General features: G+C 50.4%; 24 protein-coding genes, 2 other RNA genes and 1 pseudogene. 5 read left to right on the forward strand and 22 right to left on the reverse strand.

The window, feature by feature from the left end:
* Positions 1–51 precede the first annotated feature (51 nt).
* The 12 genes from GBEM_RS14895 to GBEM_RS14950 form a co-directional block, all read right to left on the reverse strand.
* Positions 52–924, reverse strand: coding sequence for a hypothetical protein (locus GBEM_RS14895; protein WP_012531414.1), 873 nt, complete (start codon positions 922–924; stop codon positions 52–54).
* Positions 925–1011: 87 nt separating this feature from the next.
* Entirely contained in the window at positions 1012–1593 is a 582-nt protein-coding gene (locus GBEM_RS20470) for a hypothetical protein (protein ID WP_012531415.1), read from the reverse strand.
* Positions 1594–1920: 327 nt separating this feature from the next.
* Positions 1921–2352: a hypothetical protein gene (locus tag GBEM_RS14905; RefSeq protein ID WP_012531417.1), complete on the reverse strand. Its 432-nt coding sequence runs from the start codon at positions 2350–2352 to the stop codon at positions 1921–1923.
* An 11-nt stretch (positions 2353–2363) separates the two neighbouring features.
* Positions 2364–3059, reverse strand: a complete 696-nt coding sequence (locus GBEM_RS20475) for a Rha family transcriptional regulator (protein ID WP_012531418.1) — start codon at positions 3057–3059, stop codon at positions 2364–2366.
* A 250-nt stretch (positions 3060–3309) separates the two neighbouring features.
* Positions 3310–3531 (reverse strand): helix-turn-helix transcriptional regulator, encoded by a 222-nt coding sequence (locus GBEM_RS14920; RefSeq protein WP_012531420.1) that lies wholly within the window; start codon positions 3529–3531, stop codon positions 3310–3312.
* Positions 3532–3683: 152 nt separating this feature from the next.
* Positions 3684–4397 (reverse strand): hypothetical protein, encoded by a 714-nt coding sequence (locus GBEM_RS14925; RefSeq protein ID WP_012531421.1) that lies wholly within the window; start codon positions 4395–4397, stop codon positions 3684–3686.
* Between the two features lie 110 nt (positions 4398–4507).
* Entirely contained in the window at positions 4508–5743 is a 1236-nt protein-coding gene (locus GBEM_RS14930) for a tyrosine-type recombinase/integrase (RefSeq protein ID WP_012531422.1), read from the reverse strand.
* 178 nt (positions 5744–5921) lie between these two features.
* Positions 5922–6252, reverse strand: a transfer-messenger RNA (tmRNA) gene (ssrA, locus tag GBEM_RS20835).
* 357 nt (positions 6253–6609) lie between these two features.
* On the reverse strand, positions 6610–6915 hold the full coding sequence (locus GBEM_RS14935; RefSeq protein ID WP_148212920.1) for a hypothetical protein: 306 nt from the start codon (positions 6913–6915) through the stop codon (positions 6610–6612).
* Complete coding sequence (locus tag GBEM_RS14940; protein WP_012531423.1) at positions 6887–7969, reverse strand: hypothetical protein; 1083 nt, start codon at positions 7967–7969, stop codon at positions 6887–6889. Before GBEM_RS14940 ends, GBEM_RS14935 begins: the two co-directional genes overlap by 29 nt.
* Positions 7970–7972: 3 nt before the next feature.
* The gene (locus tag GBEM_RS14945) at positions 7973–10096 is read right to left on the reverse strand and encodes an N-6 DNA methylase (RefSeq protein ID WP_012531424.1); all 2124 of its coding nucleotides are present in this window, start codon (positions 10094–10096) and stop codon (positions 7973–7975) included.
* A gap of 155 nt (positions 10097–10251) precedes the next feature.
* Positions 10252–10917 carry a recombinase family protein gene (locus tag GBEM_RS14950; protein ID WP_012531425.1) on the reverse strand — a complete coding sequence of 222 codons (666 nt, stop codon included), beginning with the start codon at positions 10915–10917 and terminating at the stop codon, positions 10252–10254.
* A 316-nt stretch (positions 10918–11233) separates the two neighbouring features.
* Between GBEM_RS14950 and GBEM_RS21510 the strand changes: the two genes are divergently transcribed.
* From GBEM_RS21510 to GBEM_RS14970, 5 genes are all read left to right on the forward strand, one after another.
* Positions 11234–11386, forward strand: coding sequence for a hypothetical protein (locus GBEM_RS21510; protein WP_012531426.1), 153 nt, complete (start codon positions 11234–11236; stop codon positions 11384–11386).
* Positions 11387–11725: 339 nt separating this feature from the next.
* A complete protein-coding gene (locus tag GBEM_RS21515) occupies positions 11726–12100 on the forward strand; it encodes a hypothetical protein (protein WP_012531428.1) in 375 nt (124 codons plus the stop codon).
* A 108-nt stretch (positions 12101–12208) separates the two neighbouring features.
* Complete coding sequence (locus tag GBEM_RS14960; RefSeq protein WP_012531429.1) at positions 12209–12658, forward strand: hypothetical protein; 450 nt, start codon at positions 12209–12211, stop codon at positions 12656–12658.
* 64 nt (positions 12659–12722) lie between these two features.
* The gene (locus GBEM_RS14965) at positions 12723–13139 is read left to right on the forward strand and encodes a hypothetical protein (protein WP_012531430.1); all 417 of its coding nucleotides are present in this window, start codon (positions 12723–12725) and stop codon (positions 13137–13139) included.
* Positions 13136–13729 carry a recombinase family protein gene (locus GBEM_RS14970; RefSeq protein ID WP_012531431.1) on the forward strand — a complete coding sequence of 198 codons (594 nt, stop codon included), beginning with the start codon at positions 13136–13138 and terminating at the stop codon, positions 13727–13729. Before GBEM_RS14965 ends, GBEM_RS14970 begins: the two co-directional genes overlap by 4 nt.
* A 113-nt stretch (positions 13730–13842) precedes the next feature.
* On the opposite strand, the gene GBEM_RS14975 is transcribed toward GBEM_RS14970, so the two are convergent.
* The 10 genes and pseudogenes from GBEM_RS14975 to smpB form a co-directional block, all read right to left on the reverse strand.
* A complete protein-coding gene (locus GBEM_RS14975; protein WP_012531432.1) occupies positions 13843–14235 on the reverse strand; it encodes a hypothetical protein in 393 nt (130 codons plus the stop codon).
* A complete protein-coding gene (locus tag GBEM_RS14980; protein WP_012531433.1) occupies positions 14232–14810 on the reverse strand; it encodes a hypothetical protein in 579 nt (192 codons plus the stop codon). The genes GBEM_RS14975 and GBEM_RS14980 overlap by 4 nt, the downstream gene beginning before the upstream one ends.
* A gap of 771 nt (positions 14811–15581) precedes the next feature.
* The gene (locus tag GBEM_RS21960) at positions 15582–15809 is read right to left on the reverse strand and encodes a PEP-CTERM sorting domain-containing protein (protein WP_404813010.1); all 228 of its coding nucleotides are present in this window, start codon (positions 15807–15809) and stop codon (positions 15582–15584) included.
* Between the two features lie 70 nt (positions 15810–15879).
* Positions 15880–16233: a hypothetical protein gene (locus GBEM_RS14990; RefSeq protein WP_041262804.1), complete on the reverse strand. Its 354-nt coding sequence runs from the start codon at positions 16231–16233 to the stop codon at positions 15880–15882.
* 644 nt (positions 16234–16877) lie between these two features.
* Positions 16878–18344, reverse strand: a complete 1467-nt coding sequence (locus GBEM_RS15000; RefSeq protein WP_012531438.1) for a hypothetical protein — start codon at positions 18342–18344, stop codon at positions 16878–16880.
* A 610-nt stretch (positions 18345–18954) separates the two neighbouring features.
* A complete protein-coding gene (locus tag GBEM_RS15005; RefSeq protein WP_041262807.1) occupies positions 18955–19287 on the reverse strand; it encodes a hypothetical protein in 333 nt (110 codons plus the stop codon).
* 226 nt (positions 19288–19513) lie between these two features.
* Positions 19514–20443: a site-specific integrase gene (locus GBEM_RS15010; protein ID WP_169308690.1), complete on the reverse strand. Its 930-nt coding sequence runs from the start codon at positions 20441–20443 to the stop codon at positions 19514–19516.
* Between the two features lie 207 nt (positions 20444–20650).
* Positions 20651–20824, reverse strand: a pseudogene (locus tag GBEM_RS22115) (DUF6538 domain-containing protein); the annotation flags it as partial.
* Between the two features lie 88 nt (positions 20825–20912).
* Positions 20913–21264, reverse strand: a transfer-messenger RNA (tmRNA) gene (ssrA, locus tag GBEM_RS20845).
* A gap of 176 nt (positions 21265–21440) precedes the next feature.
* Positions 21441–21920 (reverse strand): SsrA-binding protein SmpB, encoded by a 480-nt coding sequence (gene smpB, locus GBEM_RS15015; RefSeq protein WP_012531441.1) that lies wholly within the window; start codon positions 21918–21920, stop codon positions 21441–21443.
* Positions 21921–22042 lie beyond the last annotated feature (122 nt).

Consider the following 22042-nt stretch of genomic DNA (forward strand, 5'->3'; position numbering starts at 1 on the left):
AAAACAATTCAAAGCACCGCTATAATCTATGCATTGCTGTGTTCAATTCGGTTAAAACTTCTTTTTCACAGGGTCCATCTTTTCACATTTACCGGTCAAGCGAAAACTCCTATTACTATCTCCACTATTGTCACTTGAAATCCCTTCCAACCTGCCAGTAATTCGGCTGATGTTGTAGGATGTGAAATGGTTACTCTGCGTTCTTTTCAAGTAAAGCACGTTTTCAGAAGCAGTTAACACAAAGTCAGTAAGAGTATTATCCATATTAGTTACCATGTTACGGTTTTCATCAATAATTAATTCAACATCTGGTATAGAGTCACTTCTTGGTCCATAGTTAGCATGGAACAACATATCTCTGCACACTAAGCTAAGGGTTGGCTTTTCAACCTTGCCTTTTGCTTTGTTTCTGAACACTATTGTTAAAGAGGGATTTATAACATCCATATCCATCAAGGTTAACTCAATAATAGTTTCATTAATTATCCAGCTGCTGGATTTAAAACGTATTTTTTCTCCTTTTGGCCATATGATAGTGTTGTCATATTCACTAATAACGGTTCCGTATAGGTTAATACACATTCCGCGCACTGAGTCGTAATTACTTACTCCTTTGCCATTGAGTACAATATTGTAAAGAACTACATTTCCATCTGATTTTACTTCAATAGTATTTTCAGCTTCATAAGAATTGAACTGAGATTTTGTTTGATAAAAGTACCGTATAGCATCGGAAACAAGCAGTGTTTTAGGCTGCCATACTGCTGATTTGTATAACTGGCTGTCCTCCACCATCCCCCACTTGTAGTTCTCCCAAAACAGTTTGCTCTCAAACAGTTGGGAAAGGCGGTCGGAACTGCCAAAGGATGGTTTTGCTATAAAACATGCCAAAATACAAATAACTGCTGCAAGAGTCTTGCTCATGCCGCCTCCACGATACTTTATTGATATGGCGAAGTGTAGAAGAAATCTTTCCGATTCGCAACATCCTTTGCGCGTTCTCTGAGCTTGTCAAAAGGTCATGCCAGGAAATCGACGAGCATATTCTGATTCAAGCACCTTCCATTTCAGTGACTCTAGCCGGTAGATTTTACCTTGTATCTCCTTGAAGGTCTGCCAGTGCATTCCCTTTGGCTTGGATTGACAATCCTTCAACCGGGATTGCACCTTTTCGATCTTTCTGTGCAAGCGGTCCAGTAAATCTTCTCTCTGTGAACCATAGGCGAGATTGAGGCAATGCCGACAGGCTACCCGCTGCCCCTTGATAAATAGCCTGACCACGGATCTACCACAACCACACTTAAACCATTTCCGCTGGCCTCCATAATGGCATGCGGTAAAGGCATACTGGATTACCACACGTACCGGCACCGGTGGGCCTCCGTAGGGTGTGTTAGTATACCTGAAAGTCATGCTGTCTTTTGCAAGGTCATAATTGATCGCGCCGGTTTGCCTTCCGCCCCGGCTCCATTTCAAAGTATAGCCGATGCCAGGTTTAACAGCCCCATGCCGCTTCATATCTGCTAGGCTCACGCTCAGTAGATCTTCTGTGCTGATCTTCGCATTGTATCGGCAATAAGAACCGCGTCCCATTATCCCCTCCGCTTTTGTCTTGCCGAAATCATTAGGCAATTAGCCTGAATTTACTTTTGAAACTGCCCTGGTGAAAGCGTGTGCAACAACACGGTAATCAATCTGAGAGCCGTAGGGACCTAATACGCCCCCCCTTACAAAATATTTCCAAGTTCATTTTTGGCAATAGTCAGATGCCCTACAGGTTCACTTTTGGCAACGGTGGTATGGTAGCAATGAGCCACTTTTGAACTTGTAGAGTGTCTTTCTGTCTGTCTGACTGTAGCCAAAAATGAACAGTACATATCTAATACCATATTCCCCTCCAACTAAAGATGCTGCCGGTTGTCAGTTCCAGGCTTCTTGCGGTCGAAGCTCCGAGGGATTGCTGCGCCATGCACCTTTGACTTTTAGCTCTAGCCGGTAGATCTGCCACTTACTCGACAGCTTGTATTTAGAGTTAGACCGTCCGGCCCCACGCAAGCCGCCTACAGATACAACTTCAATGAAACCTTTTTCCCCAAGCTCATCAATGGCCCTTGAAAAAGTCCGTTTGGCGAACCCATACCGTTTAGCTTCATTGTAGGTGAAATCGAATATCCCATTGTAACCGAGGCGGTCCTTTCCTCTTAGCCTGCCGTCAATACGTTTGAACCACGTGAACACCTTAACAGCCGTCCCTGATAGCTCCAAATATGCCGTTGAATCCATTTCCTCATTGAATATTGGGGTGAATGGGGGGAGTCTGTTTAAACGCTTACCCTTTGTATGTTTTCCCATTGAACGCCCCCCTATGCCGAAATGCGGCGCTGTGTTGGCAATGTCTCGGCATAGGTCGTCACTCTGTCTTTCGCCAGTCGGTAAATTTCCTTATAGGGAAGCCCCGCCGCCATGCCCTCTTCGATGGTCTGCTGAACCAGATATTCAGCCGTAGTCAGGAAGGAAAGCTCCATAGAGTCGATGGTATCCCGTAGGGATTGCGGCGCTGCCTGCCTCACAAGGTTAAGCGCCTGGTGCGTCATTTTCGTTACGTTCATGAAGTAGAGCCTTGCGGATTGGCTACCCTGCGCCGTAGCGTAGTCAACAAAACGCGCTAACGAATCTGTTTCGGCCCTGCGCCCTATCTTGTTTCCGGTACGTTGATCTTGCCAAGAAAGATTTTCCCGATGGAGTAGCGCCCGTTCCATTTTGTTGAACGCGTCGATGTACTGGGCTTTGAATCTAAGAGCCTTTCGTCCATTAAATCCCATTGCCAACAAGCTGTAGCCGTCACGGTCCATTTCGTACATTTGGTAAGTCTTGCCCCTTTCATCGGTATAATCTCGTGGCGCAAAACTGCGCCGCGAAACTCCTTCCCCTTCAAGGTCTGCAAGCAGGTTGGTGATCGCTCTAAGAACATCCTTATGTCTTTTCCCGAAAACCTGAGCCACAACAACGCTTGTTGTTACCGCTTGCCGGTGCTGGCATGAAACAAGAGCGTCTGTCATGGCTTCACCCCCTTTGCCTGCCGATACAGCCAAGCACGACAAGCGGCGAAGCGTCTAACCGGCTGAACAAGCTCTCCGGTTGCATAAGCGACAATAACGGCCCTGCTTTCCTCATCGTCTTTAAACTCAAACGAAACGAGCGCCTGCCCTGGTTGGCGGAAGATCGCCGGGGTCCTGCCGGTGGCGGTCATGATAGCGGCGCTAAGGTCAAGGTCTGAGGTCTGGGATTCTGCCGGTCTGGTAGTCATGGCTACTCCCCTGCCGATTCAATCAGCTTGAGAATGTCCTGAACACGCCATGCCGTTGTGCGCGGTCCCAACTTGACTGCTGCGGGATACTTGCCGGATTTGACACCGGCCCACCATGAGCTTTTGGATACGGGAAAAACTGCGGGAATTGGCGGGTCTGCTTTGGGGTTACCGATGATCTGGGGTAGCCGGACTAAGCCGTTTTCGGGTAGGGTGCTGTTCATGCCGTTATCTCCTTTTGCAGTTTAGTAGGGTGTTCCTACGTCCTGCTCTGGACAATAACAGCCTGTGTTAGCTACATAAATACACGCAATAACAGAGGGTATATGCCTACTGTCAGTCAATATATACTCACTGTCAGTAAGGAGGGGGTTTGCTACCCCTTCGGAAGATATCTCCTGATAACCTTGGGGGTAAGTTGTAGCTTCCCGATTGCTCCAATCACCAATGAAGCTGCATCCTTAGATAACTTCGGATCTTTTTCTTTAAGCTCATTATATATTTGAATGATTTTTTCACGGTTGGCATTGCTGTCTGCTTGTCTTTTTTCTCTTGCGGGTGCCGTACCATTCCTTCTGAGTCTGTCTGCATTGTCCTCTAATAGATCAACGGTAGCGAGCGGTTTATTAAAAAAGTTGTTAACTATTAGCCTATTTATATTCAACAGTGTCGATGCACTATGAGTTGCCAAGCCCCGTAAGATAGTTTCATTGCCTGAAGCTTCGGTCAATAAAACATCTATAAGTTTAAGTTCACTATTAATCATGTGAGGTATTGTCAAATCACCATGGTCTATTAAGCAACCATCTAGTGAAAACTGTATTTGGTCAATTGAAGAAGGATCTTTAACTTTGGCTATATCCCTAAAGAATACAACCCTGTGCTCTTTTAAAGAACATTCTATTTCTTTTATTCTAACATATGGATCTTCTATTTCTGCAAGATCGTCTGTGAGCCATTCAAGAGGTCTTGTAAGTTCAATAATGAGATCCCAAAATTCGGCTTGGTCCTCGTCCTTAGCTAGACCTATCTTGGTCAACAAGCTATCTTTGGTGATCCCATGCTTCTGTAGTTGGAAGTTCTCGGCCATTTTCGCCCCCTTGTGCGGTAACCTCAATGAAACTTCGAGAGCAGACCAGGAGGGTCTGGCTTTTCACGCCGTCGCGCTAGCTCTCGAAAACATAGCACATAGATTTCTGGTTATTCGGCTGCGGTTGCTCTCGTCATCGGTATGACCTTTGCCCCCTTCTTCAAACCATCGAGATAATCCGCCCACGTCTGCATCATCTTCCGCCGCTCGGCTAGGTGAGCCGTCCGATTGTAAGCACGCCCGTTAGGATCTTTAACGGCATGTGCAAGCTGGTGCTCGATGAAATCAGGCCGTACCTGTAAAACCTCGTCAAGAATAGTTCGCGCCATTGCTCTGAATCCGTGGCCGGTCATTTCATCCGAGGTGTACCCCATGCGGCGAAGCGCTGCATTAACGGCATTGTTTGTCATAGGCCGAAGCGGTGAGCGATGGCAAGGGAACACGTACCTGCCAGCACCCGTTAACGGTTTTAATTGACCGAGAATTTCAGCCGCTTGATGTGCCAGTGGCACAATGTGTGGCTGCCCCATTTTCATTTTTACGCCGGGGATATTCCACATTCGCCCATCAAGATCAAGCTCGGCCCATTCCATCTGCCGTAGCTCTCCCGGTCTAACAAACAACAACGGCGCAAGCTGCAAGGCACATTTGACGTGAAATGTACCCTTAAAACCGTCAATCGCTCTTAGGAGTTCGGCTACTTCCTTAGGATCTGTCATAGAAGCATGATGCTTCGCGTTAGCTGGTGGCAATGCTCCACGCAAATCAGCCGCAGAATCTCGTTTAGCCCTTCCGGTTGCAACGGCATAGCGCATAACCTGGCCGCATATGGTTCTGATTCTATGCGCCGTTTCAAGCGCTCCCCTGCTTTCGACACGCCGTAGCACACCCAAAATATCAACCGGCTCTACCTCACATATCGGCTTATCACCGAGCCAAGGGAAAACATCACGTGTCAGCCTATCCATGATCGTTCCTGCATGCCCATTTGACCATGTTCCAGAAAACTTGCTGTGCCATTCGCAAGCAACCAGCTTGAAGCTGTTTTTGATTTCTGCGGCTTCTTGTGCCTGTACCTCTTTCAGCGCCTTGCGCTCTGCGCCGGGGTCGATTCCATGCCCTAGCTGTTTTCGCGCCTCATGCCTTTTGTTTCGAGCTTCAGAAAGTGATATGTCGGGGTAGGTGCCAAGAGCCAGTAATTTTTCTTTGCCTAAGAAGCGGTACTTAAGCCGCCATCTCTTACCGCCCCCCGCAGTTACTAAAAGGTACATGCCGTCACCGTCTGATAGCTTGTAGTCCTTCTCCTTTGGCTTTGCAGATTTCACAGCAATATCAGTTAGTGGCATGACATACCCCCCGATTTTTTTGACGATACCCCCAGGCAAATTGAGATACCCCTAGCCGTACCCCCAGATTCATCGGGTTTCAATATACTTTGTTGGACAATGCAGGACAAGAAAAAAGAAAAAGCCCTTGATTTCTCAAGAGCTTTAGGTCTTCTCTGGATCGTCATGATCCTTTAAATGGTGGAGGTGGCGGGAATCGAACCCGCGTCCGAAAGTCGTACACAAAAGGCGTCTACATGCTTATACCTGTTTTTAATTTAACCTCTCAGAACTCCACAGGCCGGGATTACTGATCGGCGATTCCGCTTGATTTCGCCGCAGGGCCACGGACTCTCCCTGAAACTATCCCACTGAATGACGTTCTATCCTCCCCCGTGGGAGAAGGCAGGTAGAACGTTAGCAGGTTATTAAGCTGCTAAAGCGTAATCGTAATTGTCGGCGCTTAAATGCGTCCCGGATTGTTTAACGAGCCACCCGGACCTCGGCATGCAACCTTTGCTTATTACCCCTTGAGCTGTGGCTTTCCTGTGTAGCATTTTGTGTAGCAATCCGAAAGATACCGAAAAAATCGCTTCCATGTCAAGGCTGCGGGTTTGACAAAACTCGCCGGTGTCCCCAGCAAAGGCTCCGGGCTGACATTGCCTGCCGCCCTTTTGCTTTTTGGGGACGACTTTGGTTCCTACCGGAATCGAATAGTCAGGTTATGTAATGAAAATGCATTGACCTATTATATCAAATGTCATAACATCCGCGCCGACTTATACAGCATCAGCATAAGAAATCTGTCCTACTATTTCCACTGTCAAGATAGGAGTCTCTACGTGCCGCGAAATGTTATAGGTGCAGCCCCTTATACTGTTCGGACATTAGATTTGGACCGGCCAATTACCATTGCAGATATAGCTCCACTTTTCGCTGCCGCATCTACCATTTCCCTTTGTGTCCGTTCCAGTAATGGACACGAACAGCGAGGCGGCTATTTCTTCCATATCAATAGAGACGGTGCCCTGTATCACATCTGTGACTTTGAGAAGAGCCAAGTCAGCACCTTCGATGCAGCTCAGCTCATCAGGTTTATCAACCACGTTGCTGGGCGACAATTTGACGCGGAAATCTTTAACCACTGCCAGACCGTTGTAAATCTCAGGCAAGACCAAAGAGAGAACGGTCAAGAAGCTTAGGCTTTAGCCCCCTAAAGACCTGCACCAACTGTCCGTTGTCAATTTTGGACCCAGAGCAAACGTACTTATCGGTCATCACCACACAGTAGGTAACTTCATTCTCAACCAACAGCGGCTTTACGTTCCTAGTTTCCAGCAGAGAATTTGAGAAGAACGCAAACCGCCCAGCCCTGGCTCCGATTTCAACCCCGTCTTTCACAATCCGGGTCACAGTATCCTGCTGTGACAATCTCGGCAAATGGTAGTCGCAAAGGTTCTTAAACCCTTCCAGCGTTACCTCCCGTTGGAACTTTAAGTATTCCTGCTCCGTGTCCAGCAGAATAGGGGTATCTTCGGGACGGTACTCGAAGTTTTCTTTCCAGATGCGGAGGAGCTTGCCATAATTCCCTTCCTCCTCGGCGTAGCTGCCATTCTTACAGTTCACAGCAAAGCGCAGGTCAAAGCCCTGATATCCTCCTCCAAGGTCTCCAGGAGGCTTGTTCAACCAGTAGTGGTCGCGCAGCTCAGCGAGCGAGTATGCTTGGAACACAAAACAATTATGAAGCTTCGGGGACCTGTCCCATTGGAACTCATCGCCGTCATAGGCCCATTCCCATAGGAACACAACCACGAAATCAGTAGCGGGATTCAGATCTTTCTTTAAGGTGTCAAAATTAGCTGCCTTCTCCTCTGCGATGCTCTGCAGGCATTTCACCTCGATGCGGAGACTACGGGTACCATCCCGGCGGCGCACTTCCAAGTCTGGGAAACGGTTGGCCACTACATACGACCAGAAAAGGTCGGTCTCGCCTCGCTCCTCGACAATCTGGTTGGACAGGCGGGCAAGCTCATACTCGATGATGAGACTAACGCGGTTACGGGCGTCGGTAAGGTTCCTTTCGTTGTCGGGTATCCGCTCCCCTTGGTAGAGACCGAGACGCTTTCGGGCACCTGGGGTGTTGAAAGCCTGGATAAGGAGCGGTAGGTATCTCTGGCGCAACCAGATTGCAAGTTCTAACGGCGTCGCTTGAGCAGACAGCATACGGGATAATTCTTCTCTGGTCATGGCTTAACCCTCGATCATTTTTTTGGCGAGTTCTTCGACAGCAGATAACTCAAGGGATTCGGCCTCCTCGAACAGGGCATTTGCCCTAGCTCTCAGGTCGCGGGCCGACGATAGACGCCCTTCGAATTCGTGTTTCCCTTCTCCTTGTATGGCACTTGGCGGTACAGGGATAAGGACTTTGCGAAGGTCTTTGGAATTTAATCGAGGACGTCCTATTCCCGAGATGAGGTGCATGATTTGTCCAAACACTAAGTCCGAGCGAAGTATTGCTGCTAGCACTTCCGGTTTTACCAGCGGTTGGTCATCCTTCCCTTTTCGTACTGACAGCACGGCGCATTCTGGCGAGACATACCCCCCTTCCGGAAACACCATCAGAGCGACCTTCCTAAGATTCGGACGCATCCGAGCAAAGACGATATCCGCTGGCTCGTAACGCTTCACCGCGCTTTTGAGTGATGCAGCAGGAGTCGGCACCTGATGGGCCACGCCGTTTCTTGATTCAATGTTGGCAAGACCCGTATAAGTAATGACTTGGTCTGCCATATCGGAAGAGGGAATCACGCTCTCGTTCCGTTCTTCGCAGAGGTCGGCTATAGAGAACAGCCGGTGCTTGGCGTTTTGTAGAAGTTCCTGGCTCCGGTTCCGAGACGGGTGATGATATCGGAAGTCAAAGCGCAAGCTTCCATCGTTTTTCAGGTTCTCTACCACATTAGCCAAGAAGAAATTGTCCGTGGTCTGGATGTTCTTGCCCAAGAGCTTCCGCTGCCACTGCTCCAGAATTTGGGGCAATTCGCTGTTGGGACGGGCATTACCAGAATCATCGTAAAGAGTGTCATCGTCGCCATTGGACTTGCGCCCAATGTTGTCGGCCTTGCCAAAGAACACCTCAGTTGAACGATTTTGCTCAGTGGTCTTCTTGAGAAAGAGGATAGAAGCATTGACGTTGGCGTAGGGCATGAAGGCCGTTTCCGGCAGGCTTACAATCGCCATGATATCGAAGTGGTCGAGGATGAATTGGCGCACATCCGTCGCGCTTGGCAGGTTCAGAACGCCTTCATCGATAACAATGCCGACCACGCCGCCATCTTTTAGGAGGGACCAGCACCGCTCGATAAACAGAATTCCCCGACGGCGCGAAAGCTTTCCTTGGCCAAGAGAGAAGTCCCTTAATGCATCCTCATCATTGAAGTCGCTGCCAAATGGTGGGTTCGTAATGATTGCATCCAGCGTATTGAAGTAGGGCTTTGCTAGAGGTCCCAGCGTCCCGCCACAGTTGAAGTACTTTATTTCAAATTTGTTGGCTCCGTGAAGAAGTAGGTTTATACCTGAGACCCAGGATAACCGTTCGTCGATTTCGAAACCACTGATGCTTCCGACTTCAACGCCTGTCCTGACTACCTCAGCCAGAAACCCAGCCGTGCCGCACGCTGGATCGCCGATGGCGCCGTGCAGGAACGGCCGGAGCAATTCCACCATGAAGGTGACAACTTGATGCGGAGTGAAGAACTGTTGGTGGTCGCTCTTATCGAAGGTGTTTCTGATAACCTCCTCATAGGCGACCCCCTTTACATCAAAATTGGCCCCTGCAAAGGACACTGCACTTAGAACAGCACCACACTGCCTGATGGCCGAATCCGAACTTGTCAATTCTGAAAAACGTTGGGGAACGACAGCTGGGTATTGTAGGGAGTGGTCATGGTAGATTTTTTTGATACGTCTAGCGTAACTGACCGTATCTTCGTTCGAGTTAATGTCAAAGATCGGTTCGTCATCTCGTTCAGCAACTAGCTTCAGGAACAGTAGTTTCGTCAGTTCATCAAATCTCTGGATAATGCTACTATCACCATCTGTATTACGAAGGATTGCATGAAGACGTGCTACAACCCTTTTGACGCTGCGTAGGTCAACAATTTGAGTGCCATCAGCCACCGCTGGTGTAGGTTCCAACTCCGGGAGTAGTGATGCCTGTTCTTTCAATGCGCGAAGCTCAGTTAAGTCATAAGCCCGGTACCGATTCAATGGATGTCGGTGTGCCTTGAGTTTCCCCTCCTTGTCCCAGTTCCGTAATGTGGCTTTACTAACCCCCAAATAAGACGCAGCTTCAGCAAGAGTTACGAGTTGTGTCATCTTTTATAACCTCCAAACATTACCAAACGTACACACGATAGACCTCCGTAAGGAGTTTTTCAAGCACAAATTACAGTAATTGGAAAAATTATGCTGACTGCACCGGGGGGAGTCGTCACACCCACGACAATAAAAGGGTTTAATAACGCCATCGTCTATTTGAGTATTTTCATGACTGCGGTTGCTGTCCATTTTCCTTTGCCAGTTGCTGTCTTCACATGATCCTGATTTAGACGTACAGCGATCTGCCTAAGGCTCGTATCAGGACGCATCGCCTCTATCAACGGGCGAACGTGTGCGACAAATTCTGCAGACTTTGCGAGCTTTGCCGCACGCCCCATTTTCCGCCCTTTGTCGGCTGCTTGCTTGCTGAGGTTTCCTGGCCGTCCAAGCACTATGCCGCGTGCCTTTGCAGCCTGTAGGGCAAGTTTTGTTCGCTGGCTTATCGCTTCCCTCTCGTGCTCGGCAAAGGCGGCCATGATACGGATTGTCAGCTTATTAGCGTCGGGCATGTCACATGCCACAAAATCAGTCCCTGCTTTCATCAATACACCGAGAAAGTCCGGATCTCTGCTCAGTCGATCTAGTTTCGCGATCACCAGCGTTGCACCAGTCACCTGACAATGCCTCAACGCCTTTGCAAGCTCGGGGCGATCTGCTTTCTTTCCGCTTTCGACCTCGCGGTACTCTTGCAACAGCTCGCACTGGCCTTCATATAGGAAACGACCGATGGCTTCTCGCTGAGCTTCTAAACCTAAGCCGCTGGTCCCTTGTTTAGCTGTAGAAACACGGATGTAGCTTACGAATTTATTGGTTACCATGGCTCCCCCCCGTGCAGTATCAATCCCGCTGTCACAAGTCTTGTGGAGGTTCATTTACTAGAGATGATACAGGAATGGTGACCGGATTGCCAATAACTAGCGGCGGGGGTAAAGTCCCATCCCTTTCTACACTTGGCTAACCCAGCCAGACACTTTCCCGTCAGGGTCCGTATTAAATATCGTTGGCTGTTTTTTAGACGGAGGCGGTTCTAAACAGCAGTTTTGCATAAGATCGCGCAGGAATTAACCCGTTTACAGCACCCCACATTGACCGGCAAGGTAACCTGACGCCGACCGGGGTGAAGAACTGCTTGGCGTGGCTGGGAGGAAGCCTGGGCAGAAGGGAACCCTGCGGGAGTATCAGAAGTACGGCGAAGACCTTTTAGCCGTGCGCTACCGGAACAACGATCAGGGTCTGGTAATCAAGACCGTCGAGATCATCGTCTCGATCAGCAAGGCTGAACCATGACCACGATAGAAGAACAAAAAAGAACCTGCAGCTACTGCCTCAGAATGTTCCCCACACCTGTGAAGTTTAGAGAGCACTTCGGCAACTGCCTGCATAGAAAGGCGTCGTTACTCGGTGTTTCGGTCGGCACACTCAGGGCACGGACCAAAGGGGTCGCCGGTTGAGGAGCTTTTAGCTTTATTGGAGATGAAACAGATTAGGCTGCTAAAAAGGGATATCCTAATACGGGAAGACAGAGTGTGACGCCATACGGTTCGCCCGAGAGGTGGTCCCTAAGTTTTTGGCCGCGAAATCGAAAGCTAAAGGACAACGAACTGGTTGACGGAAGGAGGCTAAATCATGATCACCAAGCGACAAGATCTCTGCATAAGGTTCCTCGTTTTTCTAAAAAACAGGCATGACTTAAATAAACCTGTGGACCTGATCTTCAACGAAACCGGACAAACAGCAGCAGCTAAATGCACTAGAACAGGTGCAACCCTCCACGTCACCGTGACCGCCACCAGGAGGTTCTGGGATGTACTGTTTGACGCCGCGCATCTTTATAAGCACTGCCTCCAGCGTTACCAGGAGCGTTCCTGGATCGGCAACGGTCCCTGCCCCGGTGGCTCCTTGGAATCGGAGGCACTGGCCTTCGCCCGTCAGGAGGTAATCCTGTTCAGTAAAACTGCTCAACCGAGCAGTACGGCCACCGAGCAGGGCAGCAACCAGTAGCAGTAGCAGTAGCAGTAGCAGTAGCAGTAGCAGTAGCAGTAGCAGTAGCAGCAGCAAAACTGAATTGTTATCCACACAGGGGGGCACCAACCTAACAGGAGGTGCACCATGTCACGAAGAAGACTCTACACACCCATCACCAGATCCGGCTCCTCCATCCTTGCCAGCATCACGACCCAACTCTGGCAGCAGAGCGCACGCACCCACCAGAAAAAGACGTACTACGACGACTGTCCAGAGCACCTCGGGATCTACTTTTTCATCTGGTTCATTTTCATGTTCGTCTTCTCTAACATTGCAGCCTTCCTGGGCCAGCACCTCGCGTGGTGGAGAACCGAGCCAGCGGGATGGCTCACGTACGGCTCATGCACCGTCACCTACCTGAGCCTCATGGCTTACCTGAACCATCGAGACCGGGCCAAGCTGAAGCAGATCCGCGATAAGGCAGAGGATCAGAGGAGGGCCGAGGCGAGGAGGATCATAGCAATGTCGTATGGGAACGAAAGACCTCCCGAAGGGGAAGTAAGAGAGGAATGGGAAAAATGGCATCAACAATGAGGGAGCGCGTGAACGATAGCAGCGTATGGCACCAAAGTGCCGCCGTGGTTAAGGAGGAAGGAAAATGACACCCAGAAGAAGACTCTACATACCCATCACCAGATCCGGCTCTTCCATCCTCGCCAGCATCACCACTCAGATGTTGCAGGAAGGGAGCAGGTTGCGCCGCGAAAATCGACCTCCTAGCTTTTCCAGCCAGTACCCGAACCTCTGTCTTTGGGCGTTCATCTTCGGGTCATTCTTCTTGTTCATCCTCGACATTCTGATTTCAAGCACCCTCGCCATGTTCTTCGGGGATTGGTGGATCAGCGAGCAAGCGGGGTGGCTCAGGATCGCCGTCTACGTCTTCATTTGGCTCGTCATCAGAGGCTACATAGACGAGAAGGAATGGGAATATCAACAGGAGATAAGGGAACATGAACGGCAGTCGAGCGAGAGGATGCACGCGGTATTCGACGCGAAGCGGAGGGCAAGAAGATGACCCCTAAACTATATATAGCCTACTACCGCGTATCCACCGACAAGCAGGGCGAACGCGGCCTCGGCATCCAGGCGCAGAGGGATGCTGTCACGAGGTTCATCGAGCGCCAGGAAGGGGCTGTGCTTTACGCCTGTTTCACCGAGGTCGAATCAGGCACCAAGAAAGGCAACCGCCCAGGTCTTGCCGACGCTCTAGCTTTGGTCAGGAAGGTCAAAGGCACGCTCCTCATAGCCAAGCTCGACCGTCTGGCCAGGAACGTCCGGTTCATCGCAACGCTGATGGAGGAGAACCCCGACTTCATCGCCCTGGACTTTCCCGAGTCACAGCCGGTCATCCTCCACGTCATGGCCAGCTTCGCCGAGCACGAGGCGCGGGTGATCGCCGCCCGGACCTCAGCCGCGATCCAGGCCCGACTCAAAGACCCCGACTACCGCAACTCCAAAGGTGCAAGATGGGGCAATCCCCAGTGCCTGAACCCCAAGTACAAGTCGCTGTCGAAGAGTGAAGCAGCAGCCGCACGTAGAAAAGACGCAGTGGACTTTGCGAAAAAACTGGAGCCAATTATTAAATTTTACTTGCAGGACCGTTAAAGCTTAAATCTGGTGATCGGTCGGGTTCTCCAGCGGCAGACTGGCGCGGAAGGTGATTAAGTCACCTTCTTTTATTTCAGGTTCCTGCATGGCTTACCTCCTTTCCGCACTCCTTACACTGAGGGGTGAGCCCGAAGTCTCCGACCAGACACGCGCCCTTTCTCACTTCTGGTGTGTCGTACTCGCCACCTTTTCCCGGCAGTCAGCGGAGCAGAAGGGAATCCCCGTGCCTGGCGCTTACCCCCGTCTCGTCCAACTCGTACAGGCAGGGAATCACCCTGGGGCATCACCCGGTCGATGGCGCTGTCCAGGTCGATAGCCTCACCCCGTTTGTCTCCGAAGTTGATCTGCGCCTCGACGCGCCGGTACTCTCCGCGCCCGAAAGCCATCCGGCAGGAAACGGAGATGCCGTCATAGTCAAGGTTCTCGCCGTCGTATGCCACTTGCAGCGCCTCTTTCAGCCAGCGGTATCTTGCCGCATCTTTTTCGATCTCGATCCCGGTCATGGCTTCACCTCTTCGTCCACGTAATTGATGATGATTTTCTTGCAGTCCGCGTCCGACAAATCCGGGAACGCCTGCTTGAGGTATGGCGCTGCACCGAAAATGTTCACGCGCCCTGACTCCCTGATGGAGTCCAGGTACTTCTTGTACGTTCGCTTTAGCTGCTGTTCCAAGGCTTGCGCCTGGGCGTCCGGCTTCGGCTTATCCTCCTCGAAAAACCAGTGTCCGTTAGACAGCTTCCCCAGCTTCCCCAGTCGCAAGAGATTGATCCCGAAGTTGTCGTCGTCGCTGAAGAGTATGGGCGGCGTGATGTCATCGCGCCATTTGTAGACCACATAGGTGCCGTCTTTACTGCTCAACATGACGTACTCATTGGGCGTCCTTTTAGCAGCGACGGCCTGCTTGCGCCGGTACTCGGCGGCTATGCGCTTCTCCTGCTCGTTCAACGGTGTAGATCCTTCCCACAAGTCCCAGTACGGCTTGCAGTAGTATTTGATCTCGTTGATGGTGATCACCCCGTAGTCGTGGCGATGCACCTTGATCTTTTTGCTGGTCTGTTCGTAGAGATAGGTTCCCATGGCTTACCTCCTATTAGCTCAGCCGACCATGGTCTTCCCGCAGTGGCACACACGTTCACCTGTGCGGGACACTGACCAATGTCGTGTTGTGGGCAGATGCCTGCCTGCTTCGGCCAGCAGGTGGGGTAGTTGAAGTCCAGGTTGTGGTGGCACCTTATGGTGCAGGTTTCTTTGGACATGGCTTATACCTCCGTAGTTGGCATCTCGCCTCACTTCTCACCCAGATCCGCGATCTCACCAACCTCAAGCAAATCGCTCAAGTTCTCAGGGTCTTCCTGCGCCAAGCGCGATTGACGCTGACATTTTGTGGCAAAGCTGGTGTTCAGTCCTCAGCCACCCACAGTTGTAGCAAACGGTCATAGGTTGTTCAGGCTCCTGGGCGGGTTCCCATTGCGAGGACGGGGCCTCATGTTTTGTAAACGGTGCATTCATATCACCCTCCCATCATGTTGTTCAGCGTTCGAACTCCCGCCGCTTCCCTGTAATGTTAACGCGGCTATCGATATAGTAATGCTTTTTCGGTCCCCGCTGAGCAGATATCCACAACGTCCGCGCTCTCCTTCGCAGCTCCGTAGTGCTCGCCGTTGTCGTACTGCTCCAGCGTGCTTCAGGAAGTAAATGTCCGGCTCCCCGATGGCGTCTGTGCAGGCCACTATCATCCTAAGTAGCATGGCTCGTCTTCTTCTAGGTCAAACTTGAAAAGGTGACCCCGGTTATAAAGCGTGTCACCTTTTCTGTGTCAGATATTTAGTTCTGTTTCAGATTAATGTCTTACCGCTGCGATCTCCTGCTGTGCGCCCAGGTAAAACTGAAGAGCAGCCCGACTGTCATTAGCGCCCAAGTGCTAGGCTCAGGTACCGGTGCTGACTCAGGTGGTACCTCAGGCTCAGGCGGTTGCGGCTCGATGCCGTCATAAGGGTTGTAGTCAAGATCGCTGAAGTGACCCACCTGCCTACCGCCAGGATGTCCAACTCGGACAGAAGCGACCTGCCCGACCACAGGCCCGACATGACGGGGCGCACATTTTCGATCCCCAGGAAGTTGGTGCTGACGCCGTAGTTGTTGTAGCTCATTGGAATTGCAGTGCCTGAGTGATGCCGGGTGCCATGATGTCAATGTCGCCGTCAGTTGCCGCCTCCGCTACCCAGGACCAGTTCCCCAGGCTGGCAGCAAGCGCGTGCCCGATCTCGTGCAGGGCCACCGAGAAGATGTCGATGATGGGACTTGGCAGTGTGGAGCGATCATCCCCCCTGCCAGTGTTGATGATCCCACCACCGAGATCCCCCGAGTAGTCACGGTAGCCGAAGAACTCCTCGGAGAGGGTCGGGGTCGGGTCCAGGAAGAAGCTCCAGGTCGGGTTCGACGCGGTATCGAACCGGACGATTCCCCTCCTTTTCCCTGTTTGGTGATCTGCCCGGCGCAATGAGAGAAGTGGTTCCCCATGCTGTCTATGGCGACTCACCCGTAGTTGAGGGTCAGGGTGAAGGGGTCGCGGATGGCCTTCTCCCATTGCGCTGCGGCTGCTGTGAAGCCCACCTGGAGTTGACGGGAGTTCTGCCCTGGAAACTGCTGACGATGGTTAGGGCGTCGACGTCGGTGGTTACGGTGGTTGCGGTGGCGAGGGACAGGGACAGAGCGAGCACGGGCGTTGAGCTTTTGCACATTAACAGCCTCCCGGTGCTGCGTTTTTTGGCCTCTCGCCCTCCTGCGGATTAGTATTCCATTATATTCACTTATATTTAACGTCTTTGAAGTATGACCAAACCCAGCCCACTTGGCGACGACCGCTGGGAAGAGACCACAAAGAAAATCGGCTAATGTGATGGGGTCGGGAGAACCAATGCGGGGATGCTTTCAATTCGGTAATGACAGGACAGGTCAACACATTAGAGGCAGCAACCGAGACAATGTGTATTAGTCATGTAGAGCAGCAGTGACCCGAATCTGGGTGGTGGTGTTGTGTGTCACCTCTTTGGTCTATATTGCTAATATGGCGGATTGAGCTAGTGCGTAAGTAGTGGGAAAACAAGACGAAGAAATCTTTTTTTCGGTGAGCGAGAGGCCTACTTATTGCAATGAAACGCCCTTGCGTTTTTGCTCGCCCTCCTTCGCTTCAAACTTCCTATACTGAATGTGGTACTTGCTGAAACCATTATCTGCGTTCCTGATGGCTTCTCTTTCGAAGGCTTCGATATCGTGATGGTACTCGTCTTGAATGTCAAGGTCGTAGATCAGATCCCACGAAGTTTTATCCCTTTTCACTTTGATTTCAGTCCCGTACTTTGCTGACACTATTCTGTCCATTGTACAAGAAAGCTCATTTTGATGGAGACGGCTTACAAGGAACGAATCATGAAGCGGCAAGACACAAATATTTTTCTTCACCAACTTGAGCATCACTGCTTCAGCGATATCAGAATCCACTCGTTGTAACCTCCTTCCGGCTGATGAAAAGAAATACTTGCCTATGCCGTTGTGCTTCTCCATGAAACCGTCAAATAGCTGATCGATACTCAACCCCTTAGGCAGTAAGGGAAAGTTCGGATTTTTTCTCATTTCTGCGATAAGGGCCTTCTTTGCAGAAGCTCTATTTTTTGCGTTCAGCATTATGTTCATCGAAACCTTCAGTAACTTTCGAGCCTCTGGCGGGAAGGTGGGAACCTCATACATATCTCCCGCTGGAACAGGCAAGCCATCTTCCAGGTACAACAACGTTGGATGGAGGCAGGAATAATCCAGTTCGACAATGATCTTGTTATCTATCCTGATAAACTTTCTGTACTCTTTCGGCAGGTTTTGCCAGAAGCCTCCATAGAACCGTCCCCCTTCTGAAAATGTACCGTTGCAGAAACACCGGTGGAGATCCGTGTTTCCGAAGTACAATTCGGTGCTCGCAGTCCCCCCGGTATCACTACTATTGATGCGATGAAAGATCTCGTCAAAGACTTCATCGTAGACGCAAAGGCCTACGAAGTGGCGCTGGTTTATGGAATTTATGAACTGGAGGTTTCGGCGCATCAGGAATGTTTCCTCAGTTTCTTCAAAAGGGAGGTTCCTCCCCTCCTCGTCGCGAAGGACAATCAGTTGGTGTCTAGCTTTAAGTTGGAGGTTACCTGTTCCTATTCGCGCAAAAAAACTGGCCATCACAGAGGTTGCTCGCATCCTGGCTCGGAATGCCACGTGCTGATCGGGATAGTAGATTCCTTTGGTTCCTTCTATTAATCCGAATTTAGCAAGGCCATCGATGATCCTCGTCGTGGGGCCATATGCAACCTTGACAGGCGGAACAGGCACCTCCTGCTTGGAGTAGTCATTTTTGTTCCTGGAGTAGGCCACATATGTCTCAGGGGATATCTGATATCCAAGGTGCAAATTCTGCAATATTAGGAGCAAATGGCGATCGTGGATCGGTTTCCAGTATTTAAAAGACGACAGATCCTTTAACTGTGGTCTTATATATCCAAGCAATTCGCCATACGGGTCAGGATCAGTGACGATGTAATGACTGAATTTAATAGATTTACGATAGCCCATTACAGTGACAGCCCGTCCTTATCATTAATTTTCAGGCATCGTGCACGTGCCTTTGTAGTTTTGTCTCGCTGGCTTCTTGCCTCCCGGTCGCGCCCGGCAAGCGTGGCCGAAACAAGGATCAGTTTAAGAACCCCAGTTGTCGATAGTCTCACCGGCCCAAGGTGCCGTTAGGACAGGAACGGGGGAGATCGTTGTTGATGTGACCTTACTTACGAATCAACCTAACTTTATGGGGTCCTGCCAGCATCTTACTCACATCAGATTCCGGCACTTCCGACCTTTGGACGGGGGCTACGTCTCGCAACGCTCCCGGTTCGAGGTATGCCGCTCTTCTCTCGGCAGTACCTGAGCGATCCGTCCCCGGAACTCACGATGCTTGCTGGTCCGGCGCGACCTAAATGGCTTCTGGTTGTTGCACAGGCAGAATTGCGCCACCACTTAGCAGTGGCGCAATTCTGCCTCCTCCTGGTTACCGGAACACCTTTCCCGCTAATGACCGATAAAAAGGGGATGTGCATGCGATACTTGCTGAACTTACGGCTGGTTCAACAAGAGTCAAACCCGGGGCAGAGTAGCCACATCGGCCCAAATGAGAGCCAGCAACAGCGCCCTAATTTTGAGTAAACGAGTCTAGGCGTTCGACCTTCAACTCATCCATAACCTCTTGAATCTCCCGCTTCGCTCCTGCCAACTTGAGCCATAGCTTTGAGGGCGTCGGTTCAGATGCTGCAGGCATTTCGTCAGCAGAGAAGAGACTCGTGGCAAGGGTCCTTTCTGCACAGACCTTACCTTGGACCACTACTCTGCCGGTACTGGTGTAAAGGATCAGCGGGGTGCCCTCTGGGAGACAAAACTTCAGCCCGTTGTTGACCTCGCTTACAGCGAATCCTAATCCATTGGCCGTTAGTACGGATGTCACAGTTTCATATGTCCATTTCTTCACCGTTAGCTCCTTTAAGTGGGTATGTGGCGATGTATTGTGGTTTACTATGGCCCGGTTGCGCATGAATATACCCAAAGAAGGGCCAAGCGAGAAGCAATATAATATTTTTTTTAATTAACAATTTGTAAAAGGATTGTTATCTATAAAAAGAAAGTTATCTATAAAAAGATAGTTTTCTACCAAAAGAACCATGGACAAGAAGATAGCAATCCCCACCGTCCAGAAATCAATCCAGCTCAAATTCTAATTTTTTGATGGCTTCCAGCAAAACCCTAGGCTGAAACCTTTTTCCGTATCTGCCAGTAGTGATGGAGGGATTAGTATGCCCCAGGATTTCTGCTATCAGCGACTCTTGAACACCTTGCTGTTTTAGGGAGTTAGCGAAGGTGTGACGGAAGGAGTGAAAGGTTTTGAGAGGATCATTCGTGATGTACTTTCTGTTGAATCTCTGGAAGACTTTACCATATGCGCTCCCGTAACCATCAGCGTCTCTACGTTTCAGATTCATCCACAACCTGAGCTGGCCATTTGCTTTTGCCTTTCGGACATATGCAAGAAACCCGAGCTTCACCAACCTCGGATGAACCGGAACTATCCGTCGGCTCGACAGTGTCTTAACTTTTTTATCCTGCGTGTCTGCAACGCTAATACAGTGTACCCCGTCATACTCCGTCACATCCTCGGTGTATAGCTGGCATAGCTCGTCTAAGCGCAAGCCTGTGTACATCGAAAGGATAGGTATCCAGTACCTCTCAGGCTCACTATCGTGGTATCGCAGATTTTCAAAAATCATCTTAAGATCTTGAGGTGAATAAGCTTTGCGCTCTTCATCTGCCTTCCGCTTTCGCTTCAGGGTCATCCCCTCTGCCGGGTTTGAGCGCAGGATTCCTTCTCTCACACAGTACGCCAAAAGCGTTGAAAAACGAGATAGGTGTTTATTGACCGTGGTGGTGCTCATGGGAGGATGGCTAGAACATCCGGTTTTCAGCTCCTCCAGAACCCGACTAACCGGAATCCCAGGGAGAACCTTGTACACGTTCGCTGGAAGGATGCATAGCGCATCGCGGAGTAGACTCGCCGTCTTCCGGTCAATATTCTCTATGGCACCATCGCCAATGACGTCCAGCAGAAGCCGAAGAGATGCCTCATTTTCCATTTTAGTCTTAAGGCTCCATCCCATTTGCTTGTCAGAGATGAAGCTGGAAATGATAGATGAAAGTCTATGAGTGGGGTAGGTGGAGAGAGATGCTGGCACTTCAGCTGTAGCTTTGAGGGATTCAGGCTTATTCCGGGTACGCCCCAAAACACAGTCTATTTGTTCTTTGACATGCTGATGGTCAAGGTATCCGGCCCGGAAAAGTGAGAAAATGGTATGGATGCGTTGGAGGTAGTGGCGAGCTAAGAGATGTGCCTCTTTGAGATCCTTCGTCTTTAGAGACTTATTTAACTCGGCCGATGAGATAACTTGGGACAGGTCAGAAGGGACACGTAGTCGAAAGTGGTAGTGTCCGCGTCTGTTCAGCAGGTAGGTATACATAAGCCTCGATTTCCTGTGTGTAGCAAAAGGTGTTACACAGAAAAAAACCGAGGCTCATGTCTCTGAAACTACAATGATTTCAGATAATTGGTGGAGGTGGCGGGAATCGAACCCGCGTCCGAAAGTCGTACACTAAAGGCGTCTACATGCTTATACCTGTTTTTAATTTAACCTCTCAGAACTCCACAGGCCGGGATTTCTGATCGGCGATTCCGCTTGATTTCGCCGCAGGGCCACGGACTCTCCCTGAAACTATCCCACTGAATGACGTTCTATCCTCCCCCGTGGGAGAAGGCAGGTAGAACGTTAGCAGGTTATTAAGCTGCTAAAGCGTAATCGTAATTGTCGGCGCTTAAATGCGTCCCGGATTGTTTAACGAGCCACCCGGACCTCGGCATGCAACCTTTGCTTATTACCCCCGTCGAAACCTTTACACCCCCTTAAAATCTAAAAAACGTTCAGCGTTCTAGGTTCAATGTTCGCCTGCTTTATCGCCTGGCGTTCCACATCTCGCCGCGGCTCCAGCCTGCTCTCCCTTGGTTCTTTTGCTACGTGCAGTCGCAGGTTCAGGCGCCATTGGTTCAAGTCCGATTGAACGCCGAACGTTGAACGGCCGTTAATCCCTGTCTCTAGCACCTCTGTTTCTGTCTTTCAGCCCCTGGGCTATGTCGCGCTGCATGTCTTTTTCTTTCATGACTTCACGCTTGTCGTAGTTCTTCTTGCCTTTGGCTAACCCCAATTCGGCTTTGACTTTGCCTTCTTTGAAGTAAACCCTCAAGGGTATCAGCGTGTACCCCTGCTCGCGTATCTTGGCAAAAAGCTTCACGATCTCTTTCTTGTGCAACAAAAGCTTCCTCATCCGGTCCGGATCGTGGTTCTCCCGGTTCCCAAAGTCGTATGGGTTGATGTGAAAGTTGTGCAGGAAGGCTTCGCCGTTTTTCACCATAGCAAAGGAGTCGTTCAGGTTGGCCTTGCCGTTACGCAGGGACTTCACCTCGGTCCCCTGCAGCACCATCCCGGCCTCGTAACGCTCCTCGATGAAGTAATCGTGGAAGGCCTTCTTGTTGTTGCAGATCAACTTCTCGTGTTCGCCCATAGGGAATGATAGTAGCAGATCACCCCGGAAAAAGACAGGGGTAAAAGGAACGATTATTTCGCCACCCGTAGTTCGTTCTTCAGTTTCGCCTTGCCGTCGACCCCGCGTGCTATTGCAGCTCA

Origin of the sequence: Citrifermentans bemidjiense Bem, from assembly GCF_000020725.1 — a bacterium.
GTDB classification, from domain to species: domain Bacteria; phylum Desulfobacterota; class Desulfuromonadia; order Geobacterales; family Geobacteraceae; genus Geomonas; species Geomonas bemidjiensis.

Coding starts and splice junctions, on each gene's coding strand:
- GBEM_RS14895 (WP_012531414.1), bottom strand. CDS start 924: ATGAGCAAGACTCTTGCAGCAGTTATTTGTATTTTGGCATGTTTTATA.
- GBEM_RS21515 (WP_012531428.1), top strand. CDS start 11,726: ATGATCACCAAGCGACAAGATCTCTGCATAAGGTTCCTCGTTTTTCTA.
- GBEM_RS14920 (WP_012531420.1), bottom strand. CDS start 3,531: ATGAACAGCACCCTACCCGAAAACGGCTTAGTCCGGCTACCCCAGATC.
- GBEM_RS14970 (WP_012531431.1), top strand. CDS start 13,136: ATGACCCCTAAACTATATATAGCCTACTACCGCGTATCCACCGACAAG.
- GBEM_RS14980 (WP_012531433.1), bottom strand. CDS start 14,810: ATGGGAACCTATCTCTACGAACAGACCAGCAAAAAGATCAAGGTGCAT.
- GBEM_RS14960 (WP_012531429.1), top strand. CDS start 12,209: ATGTCACGAAGAAGACTCTACACACCCATCACCAGATCCGGCTCCTCC.
- smpB (WP_012531441.1), bottom strand. CDS start 21,920: ATGGGCGAACACGAGAAGTTGATCTGCAACAACAAGAAGGCCTTCCAC.
- GBEM_RS14940 (WP_012531423.1), bottom strand. CDS start 7,969: ATGACCAGAGAAGAATTATCCCGTATGCTGTCTGCTCAAGCGACGCCG.
- GBEM_RS14950 (WP_012531425.1), bottom strand. CDS start 10,917: ATGGTAACCAATAAATTCGTAAGCTACATCCGTGTTTCTACAGCTAAA.
- GBEM_RS14945 (WP_012531424.1), bottom strand. CDS start 10,096: ATGACACAACTCGTAACTCTTGCTGAAGCTGCGTCTTATTTGGGGGTT.
- GBEM_RS14975 (WP_012531432.1), bottom strand. CDS start 14,235: ATGACCGGGATCGAGATCGAAAAAGATGCGGCAAGATACCGCTGGCTG.
- GBEM_RS14930 (WP_012531422.1), bottom strand. CDS start 5,743: ATGCCACTAACTGATATTGCTGTGAAATCTGCAAAGCCAAAGGAGAAG.
- GBEM_RS15010 (WP_169308690.1), bottom strand. CDS start 20,443: ATGGAAAATGAGGCATCTCTTCGGCTTCTGCTGGACGTCATTGGCGAT.
- GBEM_RS14965 (WP_012531430.1), top strand. CDS start 12,723: ATGACACCCAGAAGAAGACTCTACATACCCATCACCAGATCCGGCTCT.
- GBEM_RS14905 (WP_012531417.1), bottom strand. CDS start 2,352: ATGGGAAAACATACAAAGGGTAAGCGTTTAAACAGACTCCCCCCATTC.
- GBEM_RS20470 (WP_012531415.1), bottom strand. CDS start 1,593: ATGGGACGCGGTTCTTATTGCCGATACAATGCGAAGATCAGCACAGAA.
- GBEM_RS15000 (WP_012531438.1), bottom strand. CDS start 18,344: ATGGGCTATCGTAAATCTATTAAATTCAGTCATTACATCGTCACTGAT.
- GBEM_RS20475 (WP_012531418.1), bottom strand. CDS start 3,059: ATGACAGACGCTCTTGTTTCATGCCAGCACCGGCAAGCGGTAACAACA.
- GBEM_RS14925 (WP_012531421.1), bottom strand. CDS start 4,397: ATGGCCGAGAACTTCCAACTACAGAAGCATGGGATCACCAAAGATAGC.